Source organism: Anabaenopsis sp. NIES-4685, from assembly GCF_059725405.1.
In genome coordinates this window covers 994239-1008729 of record NZ_AP043602.1, presented here as the reverse complement: position 1 = coordinate 1008729, position 14491 = coordinate 994239, and the positions used below count along the sequence as shown (strand labels likewise).

At 43.8% G+C, this 14491-nt stretch carries 11 protein-coding genes and 1 pseudogene; 5 read left to right on the top strand and 7 right to left on the bottom strand.

The genetic code is table 11. The features are described from left to right. Nucleotides 1-30: 30 nt before the first annotated feature. Entirely contained in the window at nucleotides 31-1938 is a 1908-nt protein-coding gene (locus AC6IZ0_RS04305; protein ID WP_271733978.1) for a heavy metal translocating P-type ATPase, read from the bottom strand. A gap of 129 nt (nucleotides 1939-2067) precedes the next feature. Here AC6IZ0_RS04305 and AC6IZ0_RS04300 point away from each other — a divergent pair, with 129 nt between their 5' ends. Continuing rightward, entirely contained in the window at nucleotides 2068-3222 is a 1155-nt protein-coding gene (locus tag AC6IZ0_RS04300) for a precorrin-8X methylmutase (RefSeq protein ID WP_497725211.1), read from the top strand. Here AC6IZ0_RS04300 and AC6IZ0_RS04295 read toward each other — a convergent pair. Further along, nucleotides 3172-3330 (bottom strand): annotated as a pseudogene (locus AC6IZ0_RS04295) (iron chelate uptake ABC transporter family permease subunit); the annotation flags it as partial. The gene AC6IZ0_RS04300 and the pseudogene AC6IZ0_RS04295 sit on opposite strands and share 51 nt — an antisense overlap. Before the next feature lie 157 nt (nucleotides 3331-3487). Between AC6IZ0_RS04295 and AC6IZ0_RS04290 the strand changes: the two are divergent. After that, a complete protein-coding gene (locus AC6IZ0_RS04290) occupies nucleotides 3488-6784 on the top strand; it encodes a DUF4912 domain-containing protein (RefSeq protein WP_497725210.1) in 3297 nt (1098 codons plus the stop codon). Between the two features lie 110 nt (nucleotides 6785-6894). Here AC6IZ0_RS04290 and AC6IZ0_RS04285 read toward each other — a convergent pair whose 3' ends face one another. Next, complete coding sequence (locus tag AC6IZ0_RS04285) at nucleotides 6895-8022, bottom strand: homospermidine biosynthesis protein (RefSeq protein ID WP_271733981.1); 1128 nt, start codon at nucleotides 8020-8022, stop codon at nucleotides 6895-6897. Nucleotides 8023-8585: 563 nt separating this feature from the next. On the opposite strand from AC6IZ0_RS04285, the gene cobO reads away from it, so the two are divergent. Further along, on the top strand, nucleotides 8586-9272 hold the full coding sequence (gene cobO, locus AC6IZ0_RS04280) for a cob(I)yrinic acid a,c-diamide adenosyltransferase (RefSeq protein WP_280791591.1): 687 nt from the start codon (nucleotides 8586-8588) through the stop codon (nucleotides 9270-9272). Between the two features lie 81 nt (nucleotides 9273-9353). On the opposite strand, the gene AC6IZ0_RS04275 is transcribed toward cobO, so the two are convergent. Together AC6IZ0_RS04275 and AC6IZ0_RS04270 are read right to left on the bottom strand one after the other, a co-directional pair. Continuing rightward, nucleotides 9354-10337, bottom strand: a complete 984-nt coding sequence (locus tag AC6IZ0_RS04275) for an RNA polymerase sigma factor, RpoD/SigA family (protein WP_271734196.1) — start codon at nucleotides 10335-10337, stop codon at nucleotides 9354-9356. A gap of 566 nt (nucleotides 10338-10903) precedes the next feature. Next, the gene (locus AC6IZ0_RS04270; protein WP_271734194.1) at nucleotides 10904-11311 is read right to left on the bottom strand and encodes a universal stress protein; all 408 of its coding nucleotides are present in this window, start codon (nucleotides 11309-11311) and stop codon (nucleotides 10904-10906) included. Between the two features lie 338 nt (nucleotides 11312-11649). Between AC6IZ0_RS04270 and AC6IZ0_RS04265 the strand changes: the two genes are divergently transcribed. Both AC6IZ0_RS04265 and AC6IZ0_RS04260 read left to right on the top strand, forming a co-directional pair. Further along, a complete protein-coding gene (locus tag AC6IZ0_RS04265; protein WP_271734193.1) occupies nucleotides 11650-12852 on the top strand; it encodes a phosphoglycerate kinase in 1203 nt (400 codons plus the stop codon). A 148-nt stretch (nucleotides 12853-13000) separates the two neighbouring features. Next, on the top strand, nucleotides 13001-13921 hold the full coding sequence (locus AC6IZ0_RS04260) for a DUF928 domain-containing protein (RefSeq protein ID WP_497725209.1): 921 nt from the start codon (nucleotides 13001-13003) through the stop codon (nucleotides 13919-13921). Nucleotides 13922-13946: 25 nt separating this feature from the next. On the opposite strand, the gene AC6IZ0_RS04255 is transcribed toward AC6IZ0_RS04260, so the two are convergent. After that, nucleotides 13947-14231, bottom strand: coding sequence for a hypothetical protein (locus AC6IZ0_RS04255; RefSeq protein WP_497725208.1), 285 nt, complete (start codon nucleotides 14229-14231; stop codon nucleotides 13947-13949). Continuing rightward, nucleotides 14203-14481, bottom strand: a complete 279-nt coding sequence (locus tag AC6IZ0_RS04250; RefSeq protein WP_497725207.1) for a hypothetical protein — start codon at nucleotides 14479-14481, stop codon at nucleotides 14203-14205. Before AC6IZ0_RS04250 ends, AC6IZ0_RS04255 begins: the two co-directional genes overlap by 29 nt. Nucleotides 14482-14491 lie beyond the last annotated feature (10 nt).

Sequence of the window (14491 nt, the reverse complement as noted above, 5' to 3'; positions counted from 1 at the left end):
TGGCTATTTAAACCCGGAATCCTGTAAAATTCAGTTTCTCAGTAATCTTAAACCACTGAGTGTAACTAACACTGTTGAACCTTCGTGACCAATGACCCCAATGGGTAAGTTAATGTTGCCTAAAAAGTTACCGATTAACAGTAATATAATAAAGCCTAGAGCTATAACTATATTCTGTTTGACAATGGAGTGCGATCGCCTACCTAATTCGATAGCTGTGGCTAATTTCTCTAATTTATCCGCCATCAATACTATATCTGCGGTTTCCAAAGCTACATCACTCCCGGCTATCCCCATAGCAATACCCACAGAAGCCTGGGCGAGGGCGGGAGCATCATTAATGCCGTCCCCCACCATAGCCACAGTTTGATACTCTTGTTGCAGCTGACGGATCACATTTAGCTTATCTTCAGGTAAGAGTTCCGCATACACTTGATCAATACCCACAGTCTGGGCTACGCTGTCAGCCGTGCGTTGATTGTCCCCGGTAATCATGACAATTTGCTCAACCCCTAACTTTCGCAAGCGAGTAATCATAGATACAGCTTCTGGTCTAATCAGGTCAGCAATGGCGATCGCACCTATGATCTGTTGAGCCTGTGCCACCCAAACCACAGTTTTACCCTGATTTTCCTGAGATTGCGCCCAGGTTTGTAACTCCTCCGGGGACTGGTCTACATATTCCCGGATAAAAGCTGTATTCCCCACAAACACCTGTTGATGGTTGACAAAGCCGACAATTCCCTGTCCGGGTATAGCTTGGACATCAACCCCACATTCCCAACCTGTACCAGCCGCCTGTACAATAGCCTTACCAATGGGGTGTTCAGAGCAGGATTCCAAAGCTGCCGCTATTTTTAATACTTCTGGCTCCGAATATTCACCACTAGAAATTACCCCATAAACTTGCAGATTACCTGTAGTTAAAGTACCAGTTTTATCGAAAGCAATGGCGCGAACCTGACCAATTTTTTCTAACTGCGCCCCATTCTTAAATAAAATTCCCTGTCGTGCACCATTAGCAATACCCGATAACAGTGTAGGCATAATTGCCGCCATCAGGGCACAGGGAGAAGCCACCACCAAAAAAGTCAAAGCACGATAAATAGTAACTTCCCAACTCCAACCCCAAATTAAGGGCGGTAAAAACACCAACAACACCCCGCCGACCACAACTACCCGGGCATAGATGCGTTCAAATTGCTCAATAAACTGTTGAGAAGGGGGTGCGTCCGTCTGTGCTTGTTCCACCAAACGAATCACACGCTGAATCAAACTGCTAGAAGGTGGTTTATGTACCCGAAGATGCAAAGCGCCAAAACCGTTGAGAGTTCCGGCAAAAACCTCATCTCCCACAGACTTTTCTATAGGTAAAGACTCCCCTGTAATTGCTGCTTGATTGAGGCTACTATAACCAGATATAATTATACCATCAGTAGGAATCAATTCACCTGGTTTAACAATAATTTCATCACCCACCTTGAGTTGAGTAATAGGCAGCATTTCTGCTTCTCCCCCCAGTAAAACCCGAGCTGTATCTGGTGTTAAACTCATCAAACTACGGATACTCTTCTCAGTGCGACGCATAGCGTAACCTTCCAGTGCGCCACTAATAGCAAAGATGAGGATCAAAATTCCCCCATCAATAATTAGATAGTATTCTCCACGCCATAAACCCAACCCAGCAGCACCCAGAGCAGCCACAATCATTAACAGATCAACATCTAATTCTTGTTCTTTAATTAGAGTGGTCAAACCCTCCCGGGCGCTATCATAACCACCAATCACATAAGCAGCGGGTAAAAACAGCAAAGCCCATCCTAACCAATCAACAGACAAAGCCAACCAACCCACAAACAAAAACATACCACAAAACACAGCTGCCAAAGTATCCGAACCTTCGGCAATAAATCTTGTTAAACCCCGATAACTCAGCATAATAACTCATTGATCACAATGCCCTCACCCTAAACCTTGACATTACTGTCAATGTCAAGCCTAAAATCGATAAAAACCACTTTGCGAACCTTTGCGTTAACCTTTGCGAACCTTTGCGTTTAAAAACAGATGACCACCCTAACAATCAAAGAACTCACCCAAGCAGTAGGACAAGGGATAACCCCGCGGATGGTGAGACATTACCATCAACTAGGACTACTACCACAACCACAGCGATCGCCTGGTAACTACCGCCTGTACACAGATAGAGATATAGTTAGACTGCAGCGCATAGTCGCCTTAAAAAACCAAGGCTTTCAACTTAACCATATTCGCCAGATTTTAGAAATAGAACCAGAAACAGACAACAGCAAAAGCCTAACAGAGCAACTGCAAAAACAATATGGGGCCGTAATGCAGCAAATATCCCAACTCAGACAAACAGCCTCAGCATTAGAGAGCTTATTAGGACGCGATCGCCATTGTCAAATCATGCAAGCCGAGGTATTATCGCAACTCAAACTGTTAGAAGTAGAAACCCAAGTAGGACTAGGAGAACTTAATCAACTGTGGAGTGGGTTAGATGCAGAAGTACATAATCATGCAGAAGCATTTACCGAGTCATTACAACGCATCCTTCCTGACCTGTCCGAGCGTTCGGAAATTGAACAACATTTAATAGCTGAACTAGTTTTAGCCTGTGGTGATGTGAGTTTAGTATCCTTTGTCAAACTCAGTCCAGGTGCGATCGCCACCAGTCGTAAAACCTTAAAAACCGGGTGTAAAATAGTAGTAGATATACCCACAGTCGCCGCCGCCTTAGACCAAACCAGACTCACCCACTTAGGGTGTGAAATTATCACCTTAATTGACAACCCCCATATTACCACTGCCCCAGAAGCCGAGACAGAATTCTGGGAGCAGGACAAATGGCGGCAAAAACTTGCCCAAATCAGTAATAATAGTATATTAGTCATAGGCTACGCCCCATCAGTCCTTCTAGAGACCTGTGAAGCCATCAAGCAGCAGAAAATCGCACCAGCCCTGATTATAGGCTTACCCATAGGCTTTAGCCACGCTCCTGCGGCCAAACGCCGACTTATGCAACAACCGATACCATACATTACCATAGAAGGGACTCTAGGAGGAGGCTTACTAGCGGCCACAGCCCTCAACTCTTTAGTGGAAACCTTAATCACCAAACCCCACTGCCACTGTCATCTTACAAAAATATCAGTATCTGCGCCGCAAAATCAACCAACTAATAACCGGAGTTCCAATTAAAGCTGTCACAGAGTTGATGGGTAAAACCAGGTGATTTCCTGGTAACTGAGACACCAAATCTGCAATTAAAGCCAAAATACCCCCCATGATCCTCGCAGCAGGTATTAAATTAAACTCTTGAGTAATCTGAGAGCGAGTACATGACCCCGTTGTCAAAAAGTAATGATAAATTTCATCCCAGATGTATAATTAGCGCGTCTGCTCCTAATATAAAGAGATACAATTCCAGATCCTCTAGCTTTGTCTACCCAGATCAATAATATATGTGGCAAGAAGAAAAAAAGATAGTGCAATAGTTACTCTAGCATTATTGCTGTCTTTAGTGACTACCCCTATGACAGTACCTTTGTTTGTACCGACATCAGTGCTGGCACAATCTGCTACTGACTCTTTCCTAGCGCCTCAAACAGTGGAAGATCAGACTAAAATCAAAATTGATGGTTCTACCAGCTTGGGAGCAATCAACCGCAGTTTAAAACAGAGTTTTGAGCAAGGGTTTTCTGGGACAAATGTAGAGGTTGCAACTAATGGGTCTGATGCGGCGATTTCAGCTTTGCTAAGTGGAAATATTGATATAGCAGCGATACCTCGTGATTTGACTCCAGAAGAACAAGCCCAAGGTCTGGCACAAGTATTGATTCACAGTGCAAAAATTGCTATCATAGTTGGGCGGGATAATCCCTTTGAGGGTAGTTTGACTTCTGAGCAATTCGCCGGTATTTTCAGCGGAAATATTACCAACTGGTCAGAAGTTGGAGGTACAGATAGTAATATTCGATTCATTGACCGCCCGGTAAATAGCGAAACCCGCAACACATTTCGCACCTACCCAGGTTTTCAGGGATCTGAACTGGTTACAGGCGCGAATGCTACCGTAGTCCTAGAGGATGATACCACGGAAATTATCGCCAGACTGGGCAATGATGGTATTAGCTATGCCCTGGTTCATGATGTATCGCGTCTGCCCAATGTGCGAGTGATTCCTGTGAATGAAACTTTACCGGATCAGCTTAACTATATCTATTCCCTGCCTTTGGTGTATGCTTACAGGCAAAATCCTAGCCCCAATTTAGATGCTTTTATCAAGTTTACCCAGGCAGTACCAGGAAAGCAAGCCATAGAAACGGCCCTGGCTGGGAGAGAAGTAGAAACACTAGAAATTCCTGGACTAGATCCTCCAGCTCCCCTATTAGATGAAGACCAGTCGCCAGAAAATATTTCTAGTTCTGATCAGATGCCTGAGATACCTTTATGGTGGCTTTTATTACCTACGCCTGTTATAATTGGGTTACTAATATGGCTGTTCCGGTCACGTCGGGCAGATCCTAAGAAAAAAGTCCCTGGTTATACTGCCGAAATCTCTAAAAAAAATGAGGACTCAACCCCCAGAAATGATACCTCTGTTACAGCAGCAACTGCTACGGGGTCTGTTGTTGTGCCTGAAACAGTGAATGATCAAGAACCGGTTGAAACTCAAAATTTTCAAGCTACAGATTCTCAAATCTCAGATGTGGTGTTTGAAGGGGAAAATTGGCAGAGCAAATACTCTCTTGACCAAACAGCAGCACAACACCAGCCAGAATTTGATTTAAGCGCCAGTTTGCGACTAAGTGAAAATATATCGGCACGGGTGACCAATTTACAGGAAATATCCCTAGATATTAGTGAAGAGGTGTTGAATACAGTAGCCGATGCAGCTGAACCCATCAACCATGGGACTGTCTGTGATTATCCGGAGAGGACAGATATTTTTGCAGACAGTGAAACCTTTGTAGAAATGGGGATTGACCATGAGGGTCATGGGGGCGAAGATCCATTGTTGAATCATCCCCTGGGGGATAGCTTGGCTGGCGTAGTCATGGCCGCTGCAGTGAATGGGGATCTGAGTATTATCCTTAAGCTGCGAAATCCAGAATGGGCTTATGTGACTTGGTACATTGATCAAACTTGTCAGGAAGGATTATCAAATAATGGCATATCTCAATTGTATCTGCGGCTGTATGATGTGACAGATTTAAACTTGAGTTATCAAAGTCCTCAACTGGTAGATGAATATAAAGTAAAGTGGGAAACACCAGAGAAATATATTCCGATTCCCCAAACAGATCTGCTTGCGGGGACGCTTCGCGATCGCAGTTATATCGCCGCCATAGGTTTTAAGGTAGATGATAATTGGGTAACTATTACCAGTTCTGAAGAGGTGCGCGTTTTTGCTACACCCCAAGAAGACACCAGAGGAGGATTGAATCTCGATGGGGAGCGGAGTATGATGCTTAAGCCGCGAAATCCAGAATGGGCTTATGTGACTTGGTACATTGATCAAACTTGTCAGGAAGGATTATCAAATAATGGCATATCTCAATTGTATCTGCGGCTGTATGATGTGACAGATTTAGACTTGAGTTATCAAACTCCCCAAGTGCTACAGGAGTATGAACTAGACTCAGGAATAAAAGAGGAATATATTCCGATTCCCCGCAGCGATCGCGATTATATCGCCGCCATAGGTTTTAAGGTAGATGATAATTGGGTAAGTATTACCAGTTCTGAACGGATTCGCGTTTTTGCTACACCCCAAGAAGATAGTAGGCCAGGATTTCATCTCTATGGCGACCAAAATATTATCCTCCAGCCCAAAAATGCAGAGTGGATTTATGCCACTTGGCACATTGATGGCCTGGAAGTATTGTCAAATAATGGCATATCTCAATTATATCTGCGGCTGTATGATGTCACGAATTTAGACTTGAGTTATCAAACTCCCCAACTGCTACAGGAGTATGAACTAGAGTCAGGAATAAAAGAGAAATATATTACCATTCCCCGCAGCGATCGCGATTATATCGCCGCCATAGGTTACAATATAGGTGATGATTGGGTAACTATTACCAGTTCTGAACGGATTCGCGTCTTTGGTATACCCTTGACAGATGGCACAGATAAAAATCTCCAAACGGCAAACACAACATTTCTAGATTTACCCGAGATCAGTAATGAGAGTAGTCTGATCCTTCAATTACGTACACCCAAGTGGGCTAATGCCACTTGGTACATTTCCCCATCTGACAAGGAAATATTGCAAAATAACAGCGTATCTCAATTATATCTGCGCTTATATGATGTCACAAATTTAGACTTGAGTTATCAGACTCCCCCTCTGGTACAGCAGTACGAATGCAATGACATTGCGCCTAGTCGTTATGTGGGAATTCCCGAAACTGATCATGATTATATTGCCGAAATAGGTTATACTAACCAAGGCGGTAGCTGGGAAATAATCGTCCGTTCAGAAATAGTTCGCGTATTCAGTCGTCCCCAAACAGATTTTTGGTTGATCACAGATGCTGAATTAATTATCCACGGCTCAACAGAACCCGGTGCAAAAGTAAATATTGCTGGTAAACCCATTAAAGTAAAAACAGACGGTACATTTCACCTCCGGGTTCCTTTCTCCGATGACTCAATTAACTATCTCATGACAGCAACTGCTGCTAATGGGGAAAGTAAAACAATCCGTAGGAGATTTTCTCAGGAAGATTCACGAGTGGAGCAAAAATTATAACTCTTTTGGGGTGGGTATCCCTGGGGTCGGTTAATATGATCTCCGGTGAGACCCACCCTTAAGGGCGGGTTCCATTTAAATCATGCTTTAGGGACGATGAGGAATTATTGCTAAGATACCATATCAGCTACAGCAGCTCGGACTTGCTCCGATGGCTGTGCTAAAGCTGCTAGGTAGTCTGTTTTTAATTTCTCCAGCATTGCTGGTCGTCTGTCATATAACCGCTTCAGAGGTCGAGGTTGACACTGGTTGAGAACATAAGCTGTGACTAATGGTACAGCTATGGTACTATCAGTGTAACAAACAATTGTGCTAGGTAACTCTTCTGGGTCTATTTTACCCCAACTCACAGCTTCCGAGGGAGTTGCACCTGACAAACCTCCGGTATCCGGCCGAGCGTCGGTAAACTGTACAAAGTAATCGTGTCCCCTTTCTTCTAGCCCTAAAACCTCGTGAATTTGCGGTTGTGTTTGTAGTAAAAAGTTCTTAGGGCTACCCCCACCGAGAATTACAGCTGCACTTTTTCCGGCTGATTCTCTGGCACAATAGGCGATCGCTGCTGTCTCATTCACGTCAATAGAAGGGTCTATGACTAACTTTGAACCTTCCAAAGCTAAAGCTGCAACATTCATCCCAATGGAACTATCTCCTGGGGATGAGGTATAAATAGGTACGCCACATTCATAAGCTGTGGCTAACAAACAAGAATGCTGCACTCCCAACTGCTTTTCTACTTCTCGGACATACTTACCCAATAGATAGTGAAACTCGGCAGTTCCCATGGGTTTTTGAAATACTTCTGCTTGGAGAATCTTGCGAATAAAAGCGTCAGTTTCCAGCAAGACATCATAGCCAAAGATAATATCATAGATTCTGATCGTACCATCTTGGCGCAACTTGACATCATCCAAAAACGGATTACCGGCAAACAGTTCAAAACCTAAGCCATAGTGCATATCATGGTAAAGATTTGCACCTGTACTAATCATCCAGTCAATAAAACCGTTGCGAATTAGGGGCGATAGTGCTGAAACTCCAAATCCAGCTGGTGTCATCGCACCAGAAAGGCTAACTCCCACAGTCACGCCATCTTTTAAGATATCGTGACTCATGAGTTGACAGATTTCTCGCAAACGTGCTGAGTTATAGGCTGTGAAGTAATTATTAATCAAATCTACCACGCCGATATCGGTGGACATGGGTATGGGGGAGATTTTTTGACCCAGTTTTTTTGACATTTTGGCACTCCTGAATAGTAAACACGCTGAATCTAATGTTATCTAGATTTCAGGCAATTATGACATTACCCCTAGGAAAGAATTTCGGCAAAAATTATACTGATATAAGAATAGACTGTATCGAATATTATTTGACCCCACCCTAACCCTCCCCTTGTAAGGGGAGGGGACTGGATTTGATTGTTTTTTGTGTGTTCCCCAATCCTTCCCATTCCCTAATCCTTCGGTGCTCCCCAATCCTTCGGTGTTCCCTGTTCCCTGTTCGGTGTGTTCCCTGTTCCCTAAGATAAAAATTACCTGTTGAAAACTTATCAAACATCCTCTCAGATTCTCCCGAAATTTAGTTAATTAAATCCTACAAAAATGTTGAATATCTACATTTTTCATGATCTCCAAGCCATATGATCAGGAATTAATATAGTGTTCCCAAATAATTTCTCAAGAGAATTAAATGAAACAACACGTAGTCACTCACCTGAATAAATCCAGTCTTTTCAAGACTAACCCCTTCGTCCTATAACCCTGCTGTGGGTGAGAAAATTCATATTTGATAAGTAAGGTTGATGAAAAGCGATACACCAGAAGAGTTAAACTCAGATAGAGAAATTGAACGCTTAATAGACGAAATCATGTCCTCAACCCTAACTAACTTAACTGATGAACAATACCGCCACAAGATGCAGCGGCGCAAAGAGGTACAGGATCGCCGTATAGCAGAGGCTGTACCAGAAAAAGGTTTAATTATAGTTAATACTGGTAATGGTAAGGGTAAAACCACGGCGGCTTTGGGTATGGTGTTGCGATCGCTCGGTCATGGGTATAAAGTAGCGATTGTGCAATTTATCAAAGGTGCTTGGGAACCATCAGAAAAAAAGGTTTTCAGCTTTTGGGAAAACCAGATAGAATTTCACGCTATGGGGGAAGGCTTTACCTGGGAAACTCAAGACCGCGATCGCGACCTTGACAAAGCCAGCGCCGCTTGGGAAAAATCATTAGAATATATTCGCAATCCAGAATTTCAGTTAGTGTTGCTCGATGAAATCAACATCGCCCTGAAAATGGGCTATTTACAAGTAGATCAAGTTTTAGCAGGGTTAGCAGAAAAACCACCCAACAAGCACGTAATTCTCACAGGTCGAGGCGCACCTCCTGCTTTAATTGAGCGAGCAGATTTAGTCACGGAAATGACTCTGATTAAACATCCTTTCCGGGATCAAGGAGTGAAGGCCCAAGCTGGGATTGAGTTTTAATTAACACCATCCCTCGTGGAAAAACAAGATAAAAAATCGCCCCCTGACTTCAGGAGGCGCGTCACCGCAAGCTATCTGCTTTTAGCTAGCAACATACTCCTTAACATTGGCGCGACGACGGCGCAAATGAGCAAGAGCTTGATGTTCTAGCTGACGGACGCGCTCACGGCTAAGATTTAAGCGTTCTCCCACTTTAGCTAAAGACATTTCATGACCATCTTCTAAACCAAAGCGCAGGGCTAAAACCTGTCTTTGTTGGGGGGTAAGTTCTGCGAGCAAGTTATTCAGATCTTCACGCAAGAACTCTTGGGTGGTGTAATACTCAGGAGATGGTCCTTCATCTTCGAGCATTTCTTGCAATTCTGTATCCTGGTTATCGCCGACTTTCACATCTAAGGACACTGGTTGACGCGCCATATTCAGGTATTCCCGAATCTGCATCGGCTCTAGTTCCAACTCTTGCGCAATTTCCGCAGGATTCGGCGATCGCCCCAACTTTTGCGCCAATTCCCGCTGTACTTTTTTGATTTTGTTGAGTTTCTCGGTGATATGAATCGGTAACCGAATAGTCCGACCTTGCTGGGCGATCGCCCGGGTAATCGCTTGGCGAATCCACCAGTAAGCATAGGTGGAGAACTTATAACCCCTGGTGGGATCAAACTTTTCTACACCCCTTTCTAATCCTAGAGTTCCTTCCTGGATCAAATCCAAAAACTCCATGTTGCGCTTTTGGTATTTCTTGGCGATGGCCACAACCAAACGCAGGTTGGCTTCAATCATCTTTTGCTTGGCCCGTTTACCTAGGGTCACAGAGTGTGTGATCTGTGTTTCCGTTTGGTTAACATGGGCTGCCCACTCTGCTAAACTAGGTTCATGACCTAGCTCCTGCCCTAAGGAGTCTTTAGCCTCCACAAGGGTCATCATTTGTTGTACCTGCTTGCCAAAAATAATCTCTTCTTCTCGCGTTAGCAGTGGTACCCGACCAATTTCCCGCAGATAGGTTCTGACCATATCAGCCGTGAATTTGGTATTGAGGTTTTCGGTTTTGGTTTTAACAATAGCCATTGGTGCGTTGTCCTCTACTCCGTAAATACAACGGATCTTGAATAACTAAATCTGGTTTGGAAAGGTAGTAAACATATCACGGAACATAGGGCGCTACCAAAAGAAGTCAATTCATACACCGCCTATGAAAGATTAAGAATACCCCTACCCGATATAGGTTCCCTTACCTTCCCTGAATTTTGAAGTCTCCTAGAAGCACACTTGGTTATTGGCGTAAATTCTTTTTATCCTCGGCCGCGATGTGCAATTGTAAAATCTGAAGTCGATATGATTTCTACTTATCCTATACTAAGACAAATCAAGCAGATAGTAAAGTAACTCAGGTAAATCTTTCAATTATAATTGAAAACTGTTTCGTTGACAAAAAAAATAATTTACACAAATCTTACTAACTATATCCATAGTGACGCAAAAACCCCCTCTTCAGTTGCTGACAAGTAGCGGGATAACCGAACTATTTGACCGGCGAAGATGGAGAGATGTTACGCAACCAAAGAATTTTAGGCAGCAAAAGTGCTATTGGGGATCGAATGTAGGTAGACGCGATTCATCGCGTCTTGGCAAGATTAAGGCACAATTAGCACTGGGCAAGGAGAAAGATTAATTACACGCGTAGTAACACTATCACTTGCTCCCTCGTCAGTCAAACCTAATCCTCTACAACCCATGATAATTAAATCTGCCCCGATGTCATCAGCCACATCGCAGATAGTAAAGGCTGGTTTCCCCTGTTTTTCCAGAATCTCACATTGAATTCCTTGCTGAGAAAACAAAGATCGCGCATTTTCCAGCAATTGAGAGACAAGGTCTGACGACTTCATGGGATCTGGACTGGGTACATCCGTGACTGGTTCTTCCACCACAGACAGCAGCACCAAGCGACTACCGTACTTCTGCACAACGTTGGTAACTACATCAGCAGCTTCTCGCGCTTCCCGGCTTTGATCAATTGGAAATAGTACTGTTTTAAACATCTCTGTCACTTAGCACCCCTGACTACGTTGACACTCACCTAACTAAGGATATTTAGTGTTTACCCTTGCTTCACTGTGCAAAAGTCCGCCTCTGCGAGTCCACAAGTTAACACCGTGGAACTCACCTACCGCCCTGGCAGTTCTCAAGCGCACGCTTTTTAAGTGTACGCTTTACCGCTATGATAATTTTAGCATTTCACGACAGAATCAAATCAGTCATTAGCTTAATATGCCCCGCATAAATAACGGGGGATTTACGCATCACTGCTTGCTCGTAAAATCTTGATGGTTCCACTTTCAAAACAATAACAAAAGGCTAATCAGGAGAGTCTATCATAATGTCGAAAAAAACTTTAGCAAATTTGTCTGCAAGTGATATATCAGGTAAACGTGCCTTAGTACGGGTTGATTTTAACGTCCCTGTGGATGACCAAGGCAACATCACAGATGATACTCGCATTCGCGCTGCTTTGCCCACTATCCAAGATTTGACCCAGAAGGGAGCTAAGGTAATTCTAGCTAGCCATTTTGGTCGTCCCAAGGGTGTGGATGACAAGCTGCGTTTAACCCCAGTTGCTAAACGTCTCTCGGAATTGCTAGGTCAAGAAGTTGTCAAAACTGATGACTGTATCGGCGATGCGGTTGCTGCTCAAGTTGCAGCTTTACAAAATGGACAAGTTCTGCTACTCGAAAATGTCCGCTTCTACAAGGAAGAAGAGAAAAACGACCCAGAATTTGCTAAAAAACTGGCAGCTAATGCTGACTTTTATGTGAATGATGCTTTTGGTACAGCACACCGCGCCCACGCTTCCACTGAAGGTGTAACTCACTACTTGAGTCCTTCTGTGGGGGGATATCTGATCGAGAAGGAACTACAGTACTTACAGAGTGCTATTGAAGATCCCCAACGTCCTTTGGCGGCAATTATTGGCGGTTCCAAGGTTTCCAGCAAAATAGGTGTGATTGAAACTCTCCTGGAAAAATGCGATAAGCTGATCATCGGTGGTGGGATGATTTTCACCTTCTATAAAGCCCGGGGTTTAAGTGTTGGTAAGTCTTTGGTAGAAGAAGATAAATTAGAACTGGCCAAGACTTTGGAAGCTAAAGCTCAAGAACGTGGCGTTACCTTCTTGTTACCTACAGATATCGTCTCAGCAGATAAGTTCGCCCCCGATGCTAATGCAACAACTGTCAGTATTGAAAATATTCCCGCTGATGGTATGGGTTTGGATATTGGCCCCGACTCTGTGAAGGTTTTCCAAGCAGCTTTGGCTGATTGCAAAACTGTGATTTGGAACGGCCCTATGGGTGTGTTTGAGTTTGATAAATTTGCTACCGGTACAGAAGCGATCGCTCATACTCTCGCAGAAATCGGTAAAACTGGTACAACCACAATCATCGGTGGTGGTGACTCAGTGGCGGCTGTGGAAAAGGTCGGTTTAGCTGATCAAATGAGCCACATCTCCACCGGTGGTGGCGCTAGCTTGGAACTGTTAGAAGGTAAAATCTTACCTGGTATTGCGGCTTTAGACGAAGCATAAGTAATTAATTAACAGTCAAGAGTGAACAGCCTCAAGGCTGTTCACTGTCACATTTAATACAATTTAATATAGTGTTAAGTATTTTAGCAGGGTTCCCCATCTGCAGCTATGGTGACAAAATCTCTATTACCAGTTAAGTAGTTCTTGTATGAAATATCAAATTTGGCTACACTGTCTATTGACTGGCTGCTTCTGTTTACCCCTAGGTTTTATCCCTCCTACTCCAGTCTTAGCAACACATCAACCTGACCACATAGTTAAGAGCATTTCCAGCTATGACGAATATATGCAAGTTGGTTATGCAAAAATTGCTGACAGGGAATATCGCCAAGCTTTAATATATTTCCAGCAAGCATTAGCAGCACGTCCGGGCGATCGCCAAGCCGCAGAAGCCATCAGGAATATTGAAGCTTATATTCAACCCGGTGGCAATGTAATTATATTCCCGGAAGGCAGGCCTAGCAGAACCACTGGTGCAGGTACACGTCTACCTGAATCGCTTACAAATGAAGAGGAAAAATGTTTCCCGGATGAGCAGTTTCCTGTTTCCCTCATCCCGGCCCACGAACAAGATGGAAAGCAACGAACCACGTCAGACCATCCCCAATTCTGGTTCTACATTCCTGAAACTACCACAGCAATACAAGGACTGGAATTTCTGCTCAGGGATGATCAAATACCCCAAAACCTGTATACAAAGACCTTTGAGGGTGGTATCAAAGCAGGTATTGTGAGTATCAAAATACCTACCAGTGAAGCACCATTAACAGCAGACCGTGCATATACTTGGAAACTTTCCATCATTTGTGATTCTTCTAGTCCTTCAGATTTGTACTTAAAAGGTAAGATTGAGGTAGTCAAAGATCCTAATCTTTACTCTCAGGTGCAACAGACCACGGAACCCTTAGATCAGGCAATGCTTTATGCCACCGCTGGACTGTGGGAAAATTTTGTCAGTATTTTAGCTGATTTACACCGTCAACGCCCCAATGATCCCCAGATTAATCAGTATTGGGTAGAATTGTTGACATCAGTGGGGTTGACAAAAGCACCTTCAGACTCACCATGATCAGGAAACCCAGGGAATATCAAATTTACCGACAATATGCCGTAGCAGCATCAACTCGGTGAGGGTGATTTCCCCTAGGAGCAGCCACTAAAACCACATCTCCTTGAGCATTAACTACCCATCCCTGGGCGGGGATAACTCTTCGAGTCATCATAGATACAGGACTGACCACAGCCGATGATTCCTCAGATGTGGGAGCAATTAAACTCACTTCCACCTCGCTACTACTATGTATTTGTTCCGGGGAACCAGGTAAACCCCCCTTACCTCGGACTGTAAATTCACTTTGTCCCCATTGTCGGACAAGCATTTTTAGCAATTAAAGCATTGGGGTCAACGACGTTTTCAGACAATTCAATTAATCCCTGACTGGGGTCAACCTCCGGGGTATTAGTTTCTATAACACCATCAATACCCAGTTGGGAACTAGCAGTAATTTTACTCTGTGTATCCTGAAAAATTCTCTGGGCAGTGATGTTAATATTTCCTCCTCTTCCCGCAAAAGCATCGGCAGTAATATCACTGTCTCTACTGAGGAGAAAACTGGTATTAACTGTCATGTTACCACCA